The sequence below is a fragment of the Flavitalea plasmicola genome (assembly GCF_030546645.1).
Taxonomy (GTDB): Bacteria; Bacteroidota; Bacteroidia; order Chitinophagales; family Chitinophagaceae; genus Puia.
The window spans coordinates 429,316-444,309 of the sequence record NZ_JAUOTO010000004.1 but is presented as its reverse complement, the minus strand read 5'-3'; the positions used below and the strand labels follow the sequence as shown (position 1 = coordinate 444,309).

The 14,994-nt window shown below is 52.1% G+C and carries 13 protein-coding genes; all 13 read left to right on the top strand.

Annotated elements, in window-relative coordinates; translation table 11 throughout:
* Positions 1 to 156 precede the first annotated feature (156 nt).
* Genes Q4E93_RS15985 through Q4E93_RS15925 form a run of 13 tightly spaced genes read left to right on the top strand, consistent with a single transcriptional unit; the run spans position 157 to position 14,994 of the window.
* Entirely contained in the window at positions 157 to 693 is a 537-nt protein-coding gene (locus Q4E93_RS15985; RefSeq protein WP_303586843.1) for a Pvc16 family protein, read from the top strand.
* A 20-nt stretch (positions 694 to 713) separates the two neighbouring features.
* Complete coding sequence (locus Q4E93_RS15980) at positions 714 to 1,574, top strand: hypothetical protein (protein WP_303586842.1); 861 nt, start codon at positions 714 to 716, stop codon at positions 1,572 to 1,574.
* A gap of 20 nt (positions 1,575 to 1,594) precedes the next feature.
* Positions 1,595 to 3,103, top strand: a complete 1,509-nt coding sequence (locus Q4E93_RS15975; protein WP_303586840.1) for a phage tail sheath family protein — start codon at positions 1,595 to 1,597, stop codon at positions 3,101 to 3,103.
* A 53-nt stretch (positions 3,104 to 3,156) separates the two neighbouring features.
* Complete coding sequence (locus Q4E93_RS15970) at positions 3,157 to 3,612, top strand: phage tail protein (RefSeq protein ID WP_303586838.1); 456 nt, start codon at positions 3,157 to 3,159, stop codon at positions 3,610 to 3,612.
* Positions 3,613 to 3,654: 42 nt separating this feature from the next.
* On the top strand, positions 3,655 to 4,107 hold the full coding sequence (locus Q4E93_RS15965; RefSeq protein WP_303586836.1) for a phage tail protein: 453 nt from the start codon (positions 3,655 to 3,657) through the stop codon (positions 4,105 to 4,107).
* On the top strand, positions 4,091 to 4,273 hold the full coding sequence (locus Q4E93_RS15960) for a DUF5908 family protein (RefSeq protein ID WP_303586835.1): 183 nt from the start codon (positions 4,091 to 4,093) through the stop codon (positions 4,271 to 4,273). The genes Q4E93_RS15965 and Q4E93_RS15960 overlap by 17 nt, the downstream gene beginning before the upstream one ends.
* Positions 4,274 to 4,286: 13 nt before the next feature.
* Positions 4,287 to 4,958: a CIS tube protein gene (locus tag Q4E93_RS15955; RefSeq protein ID WP_303586834.1), complete on the top strand. Its 672-nt coding sequence runs from the start codon at positions 4,287 to 4,289 to the stop codon at positions 4,956 to 4,958.
* A 1-nt stretch (position 4,959) separates the two neighbouring features.
* Positions 4,960 to 6,762, top strand: coding sequence for a type VI secretion system tip protein VgrG (gene vgrG / locus Q4E93_RS15950; RefSeq protein ID WP_303586833.1), 1,803 nt, complete (start codon positions 4,960 to 4,962; stop codon positions 6,760 to 6,762).
* Positions 6,763 to 6,782: 20 nt separating this feature from the next.
* Entirely contained in the window at positions 6,783 to 7,085 is a 303-nt protein-coding gene (locus Q4E93_RS15945) for a PAAR domain-containing protein (protein WP_303586832.1), read from the top strand.
* Positions 7,086 to 7,104: 19 nt separating this feature from the next.
* Complete coding sequence (locus tag Q4E93_RS15940; protein ID WP_303586830.1) at positions 7,105 to 7,521, top strand: GPW/gp25 family protein; 417 nt, start codon at positions 7,105 to 7,107, stop codon at positions 7,519 to 7,521.
* A gap of 20 nt (positions 7,522 to 7,541) precedes the next feature.
* Positions 7,542 to 11,360 (top strand): hypothetical protein, encoded by a 3,819-nt coding sequence (locus tag Q4E93_RS15935; RefSeq protein ID WP_303586828.1) that lies wholly within the window; start codon positions 7,542 to 7,544, stop codon positions 11,358 to 11,360.
* A gap of 6 nt (positions 11,361 to 11,366) precedes the next feature.
* Positions 11,367 to 12,149 (top strand): hypothetical protein, encoded by a 783-nt coding sequence (locus Q4E93_RS15930; RefSeq protein ID WP_303586826.1) that lies wholly within the window; start codon positions 11,367 to 11,369, stop codon positions 12,147 to 12,149.
* Positions 12,142 to 14,994, top strand: coding sequence for a hypothetical protein (locus Q4E93_RS15925; RefSeq protein ID WP_303586824.1), 2,853 nt, complete (start codon positions 12,142 to 12,144; stop codon positions 14,992 to 14,994). Before Q4E93_RS15930 ends, Q4E93_RS15925 begins: the two co-directional genes overlap by 8 nt.

Genomic DNA, 14,994 nt, shown 5'->3' with positions numbered 1-14,994 from the left:
ATTTATTTTTTCTTCAATCTTTTTTTTTGAATTGTCGATAAGATTTTTCTAACTTGTATCTGCAAAGCACAGGTGAACTAAACCCATTTTTTTCCTCTCTGGTTAGTCAAGGTTAAGCTTCCGATTTTTTTTACGCACTATTCAATAGTTGTATAAATGATACAAGAGGCCTTGTCATGCCTGGTTGACGAGATCAACAGCTTTTTTAAAAGCAAGCTGAAGATCACGGAAGATAAGGTCGTCCTTTCCGGTTTGCTGAACGCCGATGGATCAATAGCCATGCGGGAAGAGAACAAGATCGTCGTGACATTGGTAAACGTGGAGAAAGAGACAGTAGGCCAGAATGGCGTCAATCCGCATACATCCCCCCCTTTGAATATCAACCTGTACGTACTTTTCTCCGCCTATTTCGCTGCTGCGAACTACCATGAGGCGCTCCGTTTCCTTTCGTTTGTCATGGGGTATCTTCAGCAGAAGAATGTATTCAACAGGACTAACACGCCGCAGTTGGACGGAGGGATCGAAAAGCTGGTCTTCGAGATGGAAAATCTGACCACGGAAAAAATGAATAATGTATGGGCCGCCCTGGGTGCGAAATATATGCCCTCGGTGATATACAAGATGCGGATGCTGACGATCGACGGTTCGATCGTCCGGGAATTCAGGCCCGAGATCAGTGGTATTCAAAACTAAACTTGAGCAAGCAGCATACTATGATGGAAATGAAAATGGCGATATTGTCGGAGATCCAATACAGGCATGGCTATTTCAAAGATCGGCTTTGTCGCTGCCTCTCCGTCTCGCCTGCTGAAAGCTCCCTCCGGGAAATGCTCAATCATGGCCTGTTGCTGAAGTCAAACCCTGGCGGGTTCCGGCTGCTGTACGACATCCGCCATGCAGGTGCCCCCCGGTCCAGGTCCGATGTGCTCTACAAGGGCATTGCCATCCGCCTGCTGCTCCGCCTGGACGATCCCGGTTTTTACAATTACACGACACCCTCCCCTGCCGACATCAGCAAGCAGGTGTTCTATTTCCGTAACAGGCCGGGCCGCAACTTTCTACACAACGAAGAACAGGTGTCCGCAAGCGACCTGTTCGAAACCATCGCCCCCGGTAAGCCGCCCGGAAAAAAGATCGTCCTGGCGCCTTCCGCACACCGCCCCTTTGAAAAACCCTTTGGCATACTCGACTTCCATCTTTACCCGGGGCTTGAGAAAAATTATCATATACTTTTTCAACCCCTCTCCACCTGGTGGAATTATATTCTCGTCGGCAATCATTTGAAAGAGCTGCGCGACCCGGCTATTATCAATACGGGTACGAAAGAAAATTTTGCCGGGCCTTCTTCCATCCGTTTGCCTGATGAACGCACAGGACTATCCTTTCTGTCGCCGGCGCCGATGATGCTGAGCGAGCAACCGGCAAGCCCCTGCATGCTGGTGGAAAATTTCGACCCGGCAACGGGAAAATATAAGATCGTCGTGGCAGCGCTCCCTATCCCCGATACCCGGATGATCTCCAGGACCCAGGCCCGAAGGAAGCCGGCTGATTTTTCTGAAATCCTTTTATACTAAACAAACATAAATCCTATAACATGGCTTCAACATTCATGACCCCGGGCGTTTATATCAAAGAAGAGAACGCCTTCCCCGGATCGGCAGTCGCCGTAGAGACCGCCGTTCCCGTTTTCATCGGCTACACGGAAAAGGCGGAACGCAACGGAAAATCCCTCATCGGCAAACCGACCGCCATCACCTCCTTCGCGGAGTATACGGAAACCTTCGGCGGCGGCTTCCATGCCAAATTCACGATCGCCCCGCCGGCCGACCCCAAGGTCAAACAGGAGACCTTCAATCTCAACGGTAAGGACATGGTCGTAACCATCAAAGCAAACAATACCGCGTACTTCTACAATTGTATAAGGCTATTCTATGCCAATGGCGGAGGCAACTGTTATATCTACTCTGTCGATACCTATGGAGGCAAACCGGACGGATTCGAGATCAAAGCATCCGACTTCATCGGTTCACCCGACAATCCGGTGTCCGTGTTCGAGGTATTGGAAAAAGAATATGAACCCACCCTCATCGTCATACCCGACGTCATCGCACTGGGGAAAGACGTCTATAACACCGTATACACACAAGTGTTGAATCATTGCCATAAAATGCAAAGCCGGATGGGTCTGTTCGATCTGCGTAAACAGGAGCCTTCTGAAAAGACCGACGACCTGGCGGAAGAATTCAGGACGGGCATTGGGGTGAATTTCCTCAACTATGGCGCCGCATATTATCCCTGGCTGAAGGCGGGGGTCGTACAGCCGGGCGAAGTGGATTTTGAGAACCTGGATGCTTCGATGGACCTGGAGACGCTATTGCCGGAACCCGCCGCGATAGAGATAGTAAAAAAATTCAAGGCGGCCAACGCTTCTGACGCCGGTTCGAAAAAGAACTACCATCAATCCCTGAAAGCAGCCAGCCCCACCTACGGCAACATACTGGATGAGCTAAGGTCCAGGCTGAACGAATTGCCCCCCGCTGCAGCCATGGCAGGCATCTTCACCCTGGTGGACAACAGCCGGGGCGTCTGGAAGGCCCCCGCCAACGTATCATTGAGCATGGTCAATGCACCCACCATCAATATCTCATCCGAGGCCCAGCAAAAGCTCAATGTGGATGTCATGGCAGGCATTTCCATCAATGTGATCAGGCCCTTCCCCGGCATCGGCACCCTGGTCTGGGGCGCTAGGACCCTAGACGGCAATAGCCAGGATTGGAGATATATCAACGTAAGAAGGACCCTGATCATGATCGAACAGTCCCTCAAGCTGGCCACCAGAGCCTATGTGTTCGAGCCCAATGACGCCAGCACCTGGATCACCGTCAAAAGCATGATCAACAATTTCCTCGCCAATCTCTGGAAACAGGGAGCGCTGGCGGGAGCCGTTCCGGAGCAGGCCTTCGATGTTCAGATCGGCCTGGGCGCTACGATGACGGCTACCGATATTCTGGATGGGCTCATGAAGATCACTGTCAAAGTGGCCGTCGTACGCCCCGCTGAATTCATCGTCATTACGTTCCAGCAACAACAGCAGTTGTCATAAACCCAATATAAAAAGATCTTAAACCATTCATTTACTTTTAAAACCTTACAACTATGGCAGACGACGGATCAAGCCAATCACAATCCATATGGCCTCTCGTCAAATTCTCATTTCAGGTGAAATGGGACGACAAGGAACTGATCTTCCAGGAAGTGACAGGACTTTCTTCGGAAACGCAGGTCATCGAATACCGCGGTGGTAACAATAAAGTTTATTCCACCGTAAAAATGCCCGGATTACAGAAATTCGGCAACGTCACCCTGAAAAAAGGCATTTTCAAGGGCGATAAGGACCTGTGGGATAAATACAACCTGATCAAGATGAACACCTACAAAAGGTCCACTATCACCATCAGCCTGCTGGACGAAAGCAACGCCGTGGCCATGACCTGGACTTTGACCAATGCTTTCCCCGCCAAGATCACCGTGACGGATATGAAATCCGACGGGAACGAAGTGGCGGTGGAGACCATGGAGCTGGCCCACGAAGGACTCAAGCTGAGCGCTTAACACAGCTTAACCGCAGCTTAACACCGGCTTAATACCAAAGGAATGCCTAATGCACAAAGTCCATACTACCCACCCGTCGGCTTTTATTTTCGGGTGAGCGTTTCAGGTATCAACGGTCAGAACGAAGGGAACTTCCAGGAAGTCACGGGCCTCAACGTCAAGCTGGATGTGGAAGAAGTCAAAGAAGGCGGGGAGAACCGGTTCTCTCACAGGTTGCCTACCCGCCCGAAATATGAGAACCTTGTCCTGAAAAGAGGGATGATCACGGATTCCTTCCTGATCACCTGGGCCAGAAGAGCCACGGAACAATTCATTTTTTCCACCAAGACCGTTGTCTTGAGTCTCCTCAACGACGACGGCGTGCCGCTGGCTACCTGGAATTTTACCAACGCCTATCCCGTAGCGATCAGGATGTCCGAATTCAAGGCCCAGGAAAATGCCATCGCCATCGAGACGCTGGAGCTATCCTTTGATTATTTTGAAAGAACAACATGATACCATGCCCCTGGAAATAAGAGAACTGGTGATCAAAGTCACGATAGAAGAAGAGAACACAACGCCGCCTTCCGATGAAAAGGCCCTTTTCGCCATCAAAAGAGCCATCATCAGGGAATGCGTGGACGAAGTGTTGATAAAGTTGGAAAAGAGGGCCGAACGATAACTGCCATACTGCAATGAGCAACCTGATCAAATTAAAAATAGAAGCCTATAAGGATGCTGTATGTACGCAGCCCCTTGGCAAATCGATCGACGCATTCCTTAATCCCGAGTCCTATTCGCTGAATTATGCAGTGAACTATGAGAGCTCTAAGGAAAAACAGAACAATGCCGGGACGCAGATCTTCACCGGCATGGGGCCGACGTCGCTCGAGCTCGATCTCACCGTAGACGGCACCGGTATAATCCCCCTCCCCGCCGGCTATTCGGATATCGATAGCTATATCCGGGCCCTGAAAAATATCATATACGATTATCAGGGCATTTATCACCGGCCCAACTATCTGAAGATCGCCTGGAAAAACCTTCAGTTTACGGGTGTTTGCGAATCGCTTACCCTCAAATATAACTTGTTCAAACCCGATGGCACTCCCATTCGGGCCGCTGTCAAGCTCAAGTTCAAGGAGAATATAGATTTCAAGACCAAGCTGAGAATGGCCCAATCCAGCTCTCCGGACCTTACCCATGTCCGCACCGTAAGATCAGGGGACACCCTCCCCCTGATGGCCTACCGTATCTATGGGGATAGTTCCTTTTATGTGGATGTAGCAAAGGCCAACAACCTTTCACACTTTGGAGCCATCCGCCCCGGCGACGAGATCTATTTTCCCCCATTAAAGAAGAAATGACATGCCCCCTCAATCCCCTATAGATATTAAGGACCCTGTCTTGCGTCTTTCCGTGGAAGTAGACGGCAGTACATTGGAAGAATATTACCCGGTGCTGTCCCTGGAGATCCTGCATGAGATCAACCGTATCTCCACCGCTGAGATCAGCATCATTTTCGATAGCCTGGCCACCCGCAATTTCGATATGAAGGAAGATAAGAAGCTGAAGCCCGGCAGCAGCATCGAGATAAAAACGGCCTATGGTACAGACGGAGATGAAGCATCCATCTTTAAGGGCGTTATATTGAAAAAAAAGATACGGGTAAGATCGGCTGGGTCATATACCCTGGAAGTCAGCTGCTCCCATCGCGCCCGGAATATGACTTTTAACAAAAATGCGACCGAGTTCAGTAAAAAGACGGACAGCGATATCATAAAAGCCATCGTAGGCACCTACCCTGGGTTGAGCTGCAAGGCGGATACTACCAGCCCTGCCCTGGACGTAATGCTGAAGACCAGCGGTTCCTCCGACTGGGATTTTGTCCTGGCCCGCGCTGAGTTCAACGGTCAAATAGTCATTTTGGATAATGACACGCTGATCGTTACCGCACCTTCCCTCAACACGGCGCCGGTTTTGAGAGTGGCGTTCGGCGAATCCATCTATTCCTTCGATGCGGAAATTGATACGGAAAACCAACCTACCACGGTCAAGAGCAGGTCATGGGACATCAAAGGATTGAATTTCCTGGAAGTGAAAGCCAACGAGCCCAGTCTGCCAGAGCCGCTGAAAAGCGCCATTAAAGCCGCTTCCACCGAACAGGTAGACCCTCCGGTGCTTAAGTCGAATACGGGGATGTCACGGGACGAACTGCAAACCTGGGCCGACGGAAAACTTCTCCGGATAAGGATGAGCGCACTGAAAGGACAGATCACTTTCATCGGCAATGATAAGATCAAGCCGGGTGACAATATCCAGTTGGACGGCACCGGCGTCACCTATGACGGCAGCGTATTCGTGTCTTCCGTCAAACATACCATCGACGAAGGGAACTGGACCACCACGGTGAAATTCGGACTGGATAATACGTCCGTCACACAGAAAAAAGATTTTTCTCCACCGGCCGCAGGCGGCCAGCTCCCCCCCATACATGGCCTGCAGGTGGCAACAGTGAAAAAACTCTCCGGCGACCCCAACTCCGAATACAGGGTTCAGATCGTCCTGCCCTCCCAGTCCGCAGATGCCCAACCCATCTGGGCAAGAGTGGCCAACCTCTTCGCCACTAATCAGGCAGGTTCTGTCTTTTTCCCGGACGTAGGGGACGAAGTAGTCGTAGGTTTCTTCGAAAGCGACCCGAGATACCCGGTGATCATCGGTTCCTTATACAGCACCAGCAAAGCCTCCCCCTCTCCCATGCAGGACGAGAATAACTATTTCAGGTCGCTTACGACAAAATCGAAGCTGAAGATAAGTTTTGATGATCAGAAAAAGATCCTGAAGATCGAGACGCCGGCAGGCAATATGATCACCCTCGATGACGACGGCAAATCCATTGAGCTCAAAGACCAGAATAGCAATAAGATCACGATGAGCTCCGGGGGCATCACACTTGACACCGGAAAAGATATTACCATGAAAGCGACGGGAAATATTAACCTGGCGGCGACAGGTAAGTTGAACCTGTCGGCAAAGCAGGACGCTGCGCTGACAGGAATGAACATTACGCATTCCGCCGACATCGGTTTCACTGCGAAAGGAAAAGCCAGCGCCGAACTTTCCGCCACCGGGCAAACCACCGTAAAAGGCGGGATGGTCATGATCAATTAAAATCATTAAATGAATAGAAGATGGGACAGCCAGCCGCAAGGATAACAGATCTCCACATATGCCCGATGGTAACACCGGGTCTCCCACCCATTCCGCATGTAGGAGGTCCTGTCATCGGGCCCGGCGTGCCCACCGTGCTGATCGGCAATATGCCGGCCGCAGTGCTGGGCGATACCGCCGTTTGCGTAGGCCCCCCGGACGCCATCCAGAAAGGCTCCGCTACTGTCAGCATAGGCGGAAAGCCCGCCGCCCGGATGGGAGACCTGACGGCTCATGGAGGAACGATCTCCATCGGCTATCCCACCGTGCTGATAGGCGGTTAAATACCCTAAAACATCGACGATGAATGCAAACAGACAATCTTTTTTAGGCACAGGATGGGGATTCCCGCCTTTCTTCGACAAGGTCAACCATCGGGTGCGATTGGTCTCCGATGCAGAAGATATTGCCGAAAGCATCCGGATCATTTTAAGCACGACTCCCGGCGAGAGGATCATGCAACCGACTTTCGGCTGTAATCTCTCCAGGCTTGTTTTTGAAAAAATAGACTCGGCGATGATAGCGGAGCTGAATCATATGGTATACCATGCACTACTCGACTTTGAGCCAAGAGTAAATTTTATCTCGGCGGAGATGCTGGACCGGGATGAGCTGGATGGCGTGCTGCATATAGCGATCCATTATTCCATCGTCATTACCAATACGAGGCATAATCTTGTTTTCCCTTTCTACCTAAGGGGAGAAGGGACCAATGTATGAGGTAAAATACCGAAGAAACCATGGAGGATCAATTACTAGCTGAATTAAAGGATGGCCTGAGCCAGTCGGACAGACTGCTCCGGATGCTCTTTCCCGGCAACATCGGGATTGATGACAGAGATCCTGCGCAGTTAATGCAGCTGGCCGCCCTCCTGGCCGGTCAGATCAACTACTACAACGCGGATAACATTATCGACGGGGACTGGCAGGATTTCTTTAGCTCCGACATCAACATCCTCACCTTGATTATTTCAGGATGGGATCTTTCTGCCCACAGTAAAGCATATGGCTCCCTCCTGGCAGAGATCTGGCATTCGGCAGACGAGGATGCATTTCGGGATAACTCCCGGGAATTGATCAACACCGTTTTCAAGCTGGCCGACTCCCTGGGCCACCTGCTGCAAAAGGTCGACACCACTCCCATGCCAGCCCATATAGCGGCAAAAATGGCCGGGATCATGGAAAATGTCGTTGCAATCCGGCTTCAGCTGGAAAGCTTTTCCCCTTTATTCTCTCCGGTGATTGCCTCCGAACCCGGACCCGCATTCCCGGTCGACCCTCATGCGCCCGCCTCGGCCTCCCCTTCATCCACCACCCGTCCCGCTTCCCCCGCCGGCCGCCAGGAGCAGCTGCTGCAGCTCCTCCCCGGGCTGCATAAAGCTTTTTCCGACCTGCTGATACAATGCACCCGGCTACAGGAAGTATCCGATTACTACCGGAAGAATTATGACTGGACGGACCAGCAGTATACACCTCACCTGGGCCTATTCATCACCTTCCTCCATTTGTACGGCTATTTGCGGGAAGAGATCAATCAATTGACAAAAGAACACCTGGATTATTACTACCGGAATATCCTGGCTATAGCAACAAGAACAGAGGTCCCGGATAAAGTGCACCTGCTGTTCACCCCAAACATCAATGCCGGTCTCGTCCGGTTGAATGCAGGCGAAGAGATGCTGGCCGAAATACCCGGACGGGAAGACCCGCTGAAATACCGGCTGATAACAGATACTACCGTTACACCCGTGAAGGTTGCAGCGCTGAAGACCCTATTCATCAGCGAAAGGACCGTATTCCTGGACGATGACCCCGATCATAGCCTTCTAAAGAACGCCCAGGTATACCAGGGTGATTATCCCGGCGCCACAGCCGATCTTTTGATGAAAGGGAACACACAGGTTCCCTGGCCGCTGTTTGGCGAGGACCAGGATGAGCTGGCAAGGCTTCAGCGCTCGATGAACGATACGAACATCGGCCTTCTGCTTGCCTCTCCTGTTTTCTATCTGACGGAAGCACAGCGGAAGATACAATTGACCTTTTATTTTGAACCGTCGTCTTTCAAGCGTCTCGGTGATTATATCACCCGGTTCGCGGCGGCTTCTCTGAAGACGGAGCAGGCAGTACAAAACGAGATCCTTACCCGCGCTTTTGACATTGATTTTACAGCAGCCGACGGCTGGAGCCCCGCGGAAAGGTACACCGTGCGCATGCCGGAAAACAATACCCTGGAGGTCCTCATTGAATTAGGTCCCGCTGCGAAAGCCCTCGAGGTATATAAGCCAGGGATCCATGGGCCGGATCACGGAACAACCTTCCCTGCTTTCCGCCTGCTGATCAACAATGACGCTCCGCACAACGCTTTCTCTTTCCTGCGCAGTCTGCTGATCCAACGGATCCATCTGAGATCACAGGTACAGCATTTCCGTCAGGTCAAAATGCAAAACAGCATTGGCAACCTGGCCATCGACAGCGCATTCCAGCCTTTCGGCCCACAGCCGGTCGTGGGCTCTTACCTGGATATTAAGAACAGCAACATTTTCAATCGCTATACGACGGATCTGGCTGTCCGCCTGGAATGGATGGACCTGCCTAAAGAACCGGGCGGATTTGCCACCTGGTTTGCAGGATATAACACCGGGGTCACCGACGACTCATTCCGGATTGGCATCGGCGCCCTGAGGAATGGAACAGTACAACCTCCCGTGGCACAGCAACAGACCTTCCCGCTGTATACCAGAAGCCCCGACGATGGGGTCAACGGCCCTTCTTCCACGACCTGGATCAGGGGAATCGATATTAAAAAGCTGGAGTTTTCCAACTTGCCCTTGCTTGCACAGGAAGAAGAAGAATCCAATGGATTTTTCCGCAACGGTGCGATCCGCCTCGAATTGCTCTCCCCACCGGAAGCCTTCGGACATGCCTTGTTCCCAAAGATCTTCCCCGAGGTGGCCATGCACAACGCCCGCCTGTGGACGAGGAAACTTCCCTTGCCGAATCAACCCTATACGCCCAGGGCTAAATCCGCCAGCGTCAATTATACGCTGGAACATGCGGAGGCTTTCAAGGATACCCGGGAGTCCGGCAACACCGCGGGTGGGCTGGAAATTATTCATCAATATCCCTTCGGATATAAAAAGATCTACCCCGGCGACGATGCCCGGTTTATCTCCCTTCTGCCGGACTTTGACACCGGGGGTCACCTGCACCTGGGCCTCAGCGATGCCACATCGGGCGAAGAGCTTTCCCTCCTTTTTCAGCTCGATGAAAAAAACTTCCACCATACCTTGCACGATTCCGGCAGCATCACCTGGAGCTACCTGGTGGATAATGACTGGGTGACGATGAGCGCCGGCAGCATTTTGACCGATACGACCCACGGATTTATCAACACAGGCATCGTCCGGCTGAAATTGCCGGAGCTCATCAGCCTGGAGCATACCATATTGCCTGCCGGTCTCTTCTGGATCAGGGCTTCTGTCAGTGTGACCACCGACATGAAATCGAAAGTCATCGCCATCCTCTCCCAGGCTGGATTGGCTGAGCGGGTGCCGGATAAGGAACACCCATTCTCCGATTCCACCTTCGTCCTGCCTGCCGGATCTATAAAGAATTTTATTCGTAAAGTGCAGGGGCTGGAGCAAGTCTGGCAACCTTTCCTCTCCTTCGGCGGATCATCCGCAGAAAAGGACGAAGCTTATTACACCCGCATCAGCGAACGGCTTCGTCATAAGAAACGTCCCCTCACGTCCCTGGATATAGAACAGTTGGTGCTGGAGAAATTTCCTTCCATCGCCGTAGTGAAATGTTTCGGGACCAGCCATCAGCGGCAATCCGTGTACCCTGGCGTCGATATCCAGGTGATCCTGATACCCAAAGAAGGCGCCGACGGCAATGTATATATCGATCAGCCGAAAGTGAACCTGTCAACCCTCTTCGCCGTCAAAAATTATCTTGCCGGCTTTGCCTCACCTTTTATAAATATAGAGATCGGCAACCCCGTGTATGAGAAGATCAAAATTGCCTGCCGGATCAGGCTGACGGATCAGCTCGCCAAAGATGCCGGCAGTGGATATTACCTCCAACAATTACACGAAGATATCAGGCAATGGCTCTGCCCCTGGATATACGCACCCGACTCCGCCGTGAGGATCGGTACGCGGATCTATATCCCGGAGCTCCTTACCTATATCAAAAAGAGACCCTACATAACGGAGGTGAGAGGATTTTCCGTCGTACATTTCTTCAAGGTTAAAGATGCGGTCACCGGTGAATTGAAAGGCGCAATGATCGATTCGGCAGTACACCCCATCGAGTTCATCCAGGGTTCCGTCCCCGAGGCTGTTTTGATCCCGTCCGATCATCACCTGATCCGATTGCTGGATAATGACGACTATATCGCTCCTGACCCGAAAGGCATCGGAGACCTTTACATCGGCAACGAACTGTTGATCTCCTATCCCCGGCAGACACAGCAGGAAGGCTATGATGAAGAGCCTGTCAGCAGAGAGAGTCCGGATGAATATTTCAACCTGACTTTTGTTAACCCCGTAAAATAAAACATTATGAATAACCAGGGCAATGGAAAGACCCACGGCAGGGAAGAATTAAAGAAATTTTTCAGGAATGGCGGCCTCCCCTCCGAAAAACATTTCAGCTCCCTCATCGACTCCATGGTCAACAGGGAGGATGACGGGTTCTCCAAGGACGAGGCGAATGGCCTGCATGTCAGTTCTTCCGGCTCTTCCAAAAGATTGGTCACCTTCTACAGCAGCATTGATGAAATGGAGCCTTTCTTCTATATCGACAAGAACATTCAGCATCTGCAAGGCCTGCAATTGCAATGCGCATCCAGGCCGGAAGAGATGAAGGAAGAGGAGAACTGCGTTTTCTTACAGGAAGGAGGAAGATTGGGCATTGGAAAAAAGACCGATCCACGGTACAAGCTGGAGGTAAAGGGATGCGTGGGCATGGAAGGACGGAGAGGCACCTTCAGCCAGCAGCCGGGGCCTTGTATTGTGCCGGCAGATGGCAAATGGCATACCATTCTGTCGGGGCTGGACCACTGCCAGGCTTTCGAGATCATCGCCCGCACGGGGCTCAGGAACACAGGCCGGTTCGCCATCATGCATGCAATAGCGCTGAGCGCTTATGGCCATTCGAGGAGCAGGATCCGCAGGACCTGCGCCCACTACGGATTTTTCTGGAACCGGCTGAGCCTCCGGTGGAGAGGCACCACACATAATAACTCCCTCCAGCTCCGAACAAACAGTAATTTCGGAAAGGGAGTGGTGATCCATTATTCCATCACCCGGTTATGGGACGATGAGGAGGTGATGCATGATTGAGTTTTCCTTTCTTCGTCAGCGGGGCATTGAGCTGATGCAACAATTGTGCGGCGAAACATGGACCGATTACAATTTGCATGATCCGGGAGTAACGATCCTGGAAGCGCTTTGCTATATGATCACCGACCTGTCCTACAGGACAGATTTTCCCATGGCTGATCTGCTGGCGGACAAGGAAGGAAAGATCCGGTTGCAGCAGAATGCTCTCTATGTCCGTGAGGACATCCTCACCAGCAATCCGGTCACGGTGAAGGATTTCAGGAAATTCATGCTGGACAAGATGGATTCCCTCCACAATGTTTGGCTGGAACCCTTTATGTCCGGCTTCTCCTATGGCACCATGCACGGATTATATACGATGCATATTCAGGTGAAGAAAGAATTTTCAGAGAAATTGCGCGCGGATGACGATGAATGGGCCAGGGACCTGCAAAGACAAGTACGCGCATGCTTCGTCTCCGGCAGGAATCTATGCGAAGACCTGGTCAAAAATATCACCGTCCTGCGCCCCCGTCCCATCCGCATCAGGGCCGAGGTGGTCATTACAGGGGATCAGCCGGAACGGCTGCTGGCCCATATTTACCGCGACCTGGAAGCCGCGATCAACCCGCCCGTAAAGTACTATACTGAGCAGGAATTGCTGGACAAAGGCCTTCAGGTAGAGGATATCCACACCGGCCCCCTCCTGAAGAAAGGATTTATCCCCGATGCAGAGCTCCCTCCCCGTAAACAATTCATAGATCCGGCAGAGCTGATGAAAGTCATTTCCCAGGTACCAGGGGTCAGCTATGTGAGGGACCTTAGCATCATCACGCCGGAAGGTTCCGCCAGCAAGGCCCCCTATCATCTGGAAGAAGGGACCTACCTGTATTTCGAAGAAGGTCTTTCCGCATCCCCTATTCGCCTGATTAAGGACAAATATGAGGTCCGCATACGCGAATCGGTGTTCAATGATATATGGCCCCGGGTGGACGAGGCCGCCCGGAGAAGTTCCCAGCCGGTGGTGGATCCCCATGCCACCTCCAGGATCAGTCAGGGGCAATATAGAGATGTGCTGTACTATCATTCCCTGCAGCATCTTTTCCCCGTCGTTTATGGCATTGGCACCAACGGCCTTGGCAGACACCCATCACCCGAGCGGATTGCCAGCGCACGGCAATTAAAGGCTTACCTGCTTTTTTTCGAGCAGGTGCTGGCCAATTATCTCGCCCAGTTGGCCAATGTATCCCGGTTCTTCGCATTCGATGTCCCGGACCAGACCTATTATCATCAGCCCCTATACCAGGTTCCCGGCATTCGCCACCTGCTGCGGGCATTTACACAACTAGCCGGCCCCGCTGACGAAAAAGCCTGGGACACGTTTATCAATGACAGTAACAACGGATATATACAGACGCTGTCAGAAGGATCTGAAACAGACGAAGCATACTGCAAAAGGAAAAATGCTGTGCTGGACCACCTGCTGGCCCGGTTTAATGAACAGCCATCCACCTTGCCCGTCAGACTATATGCGCACCTGTACCGGATGCCGGACAGGCAAAAAAGACAGGATGAGATCATCGAATGGAAAGCCGGTCTGCTTAAAAACATGGTCGACACAGGATATGGCAGAGTAAGAGGCGGCAATTATCTCTTAAAAGACGGGGAGGACAAAGGAGGATTTTATAAAAAAATGGCGGACCTGCTCTACATCCGCCCCCCCTCGCCGCCGCCCCCCCTCTCGGATGCAGTATTGAAAATGATGACCCTCAGCCCTGGCCACGGAAATGAAGATGCCGCCACCATTGCCACCGCCGGCGATGATCAGCAAAAACAGGAATGGGTAACCTTTGCCGGCGCCGCCACCATGCGGCAACGGATACCTGCTGCACACCCTCAGACCCCGGACCTCCGGGATGCCGGCGACTCCTGGAATTTTACCAACAGAAAAATGTCTTTCTTCCTGCATGGCCTCAGCGCCGGAAATTACACCATCGGCCCGGACCCCCACAGAGGCAGAGGATGGCTGGTCCTCTTTTCGGAACCTGCAGAGAATAGCTGGCAGATCATCAGCCGGCACCAGGATGAAAAGGGAGCCATCACCTCGCTGAAAAAGCTGATCGACCAGCTCCGCCAGATAAACATCCTGTCCGAAGGCTTTTATCTTGTAGAGCATGTATTGCTGCGCCCCGCCATAGATTCGGATTCCTTCGGCTTCAGGTTCTGCGCGACACAAAAGGACGTACTCCTGCAGCATGCCCGCTGGACAGGTTTTATGGAAAGGGAAAGCATACTCACCGGCATCGTACAAGCGGCGGCGACGGCGCCACTGCCCACAGGCGCTCCGGACGCCGGAACAACCGAATGGGCCGTCAAAAACCTCGGTGGCCGATGCAGGGTGCTGTTACAGCGACATAAAGAGCTGGGATTTTTCAGCGACCCCATCGACCTGGAGAAATGGATCTGGGAAGAGGCGGCGCCCGACATGGAGCATATCCGGCAACAGCTGCTCCTGTTCGGCGAAAACAAGCTGCGATTCTATCCCCGCTTTGAGATGCTCGTAAAAGGAAAGGACGAGAGCATGATCCGGGAAGAATTTTTCAATTTTAATATGACGGTGGTATTACCCGCCTGGCCCGCAAGATTCCAGGACCCCGGCTTCCGCACCTTCGCGATGGACCTTTTCAGGATGCACACGCCCGCGCATATTCGGCTTTATTTTCAATGGCTGAATATATCCGATATGAAAGAATTCGAAGTCTTGTATCCCAATTGGATCCAGGCCTTAAAAAACCCGGATGATCCGGGCCCCAGAAAACACTGGTCAGACCGCATCATTCACTTTCTAAAAAAAGGCATCTATTGA

What these genes read in the sequence shown, in the direction of transcription:
- Q4E93_RS15985 (WP_303586843.1), top strand. Translation starts at nt 157, where the DNA reads ATGATACAAGAGGCCTTGTCATGCCTGGTTGACGAGATCAACAGCTTT.
- Q4E93_RS15980 (WP_303586842.1), top strand. Translation starts at nt 714, where the DNA reads ATGATGGAAATGAAAATGGCGATATTGTCGGAGATCCAATACAGGCAT.
- Q4E93_RS15975 (WP_303586840.1), top strand. Translation starts at nt 1,595, where the DNA reads ATGGCTTCAACATTCATGACCCCGGGCGTTTATATCAAAGAAGAGAAC.
- Q4E93_RS15970 (WP_303586838.1), top strand. Translation starts at nt 3,157, where the DNA reads ATGGCAGACGACGGATCAAGCCAATCACAATCCATATGGCCTCTCGTC.
- Q4E93_RS15965 (WP_303586836.1), top strand. Translation starts at nt 3,655, where the DNA reads ATGCCTAATGCACAAAGTCCATACTACCCACCCGTCGGCTTTTATTTT.
- Q4E93_RS15955 (WP_303586834.1), top strand. Translation starts at nt 4,287, where the DNA reads ATGAGCAACCTGATCAAATTAAAAATAGAAGCCTATAAGGATGCTGTA.
- vgrG (WP_303586833.1), top strand. Translation starts at nt 4,960, where the DNA reads ATGCCCCCTCAATCCCCTATAGATATTAAGGACCCTGTCTTGCGTCTT.
- Q4E93_RS15945 (WP_303586832.1), top strand. Translation starts at nt 6,783, where the DNA reads ATGGGACAGCCAGCCGCAAGGATAACAGATCTCCACATATGCCCGATG.
- Q4E93_RS15940 (WP_303586830.1), top strand. Translation starts at nt 7,105, where the DNA reads ATGAATGCAAACAGACAATCTTTTTTAGGCACAGGATGGGGATTCCCG.
- Q4E93_RS15935 (WP_303586828.1), top strand. Translation starts at nt 7,542, where the DNA reads ATGGAGGATCAATTACTAGCTGAATTAAAGGATGGCCTGAGCCAGTCG.
- Q4E93_RS15930 (WP_303586826.1), top strand. Translation starts at nt 11,367, where the DNA reads ATGAATAACCAGGGCAATGGAAAGACCCACGGCAGGGAAGAATTAAAG.
- Q4E93_RS15925 (WP_303586824.1), top strand. Translation starts at nt 12,142, where the DNA reads ATGATTGAGTTTTCCTTTCTTCGTCAGCGGGGCATTGAGCTGATGCAA.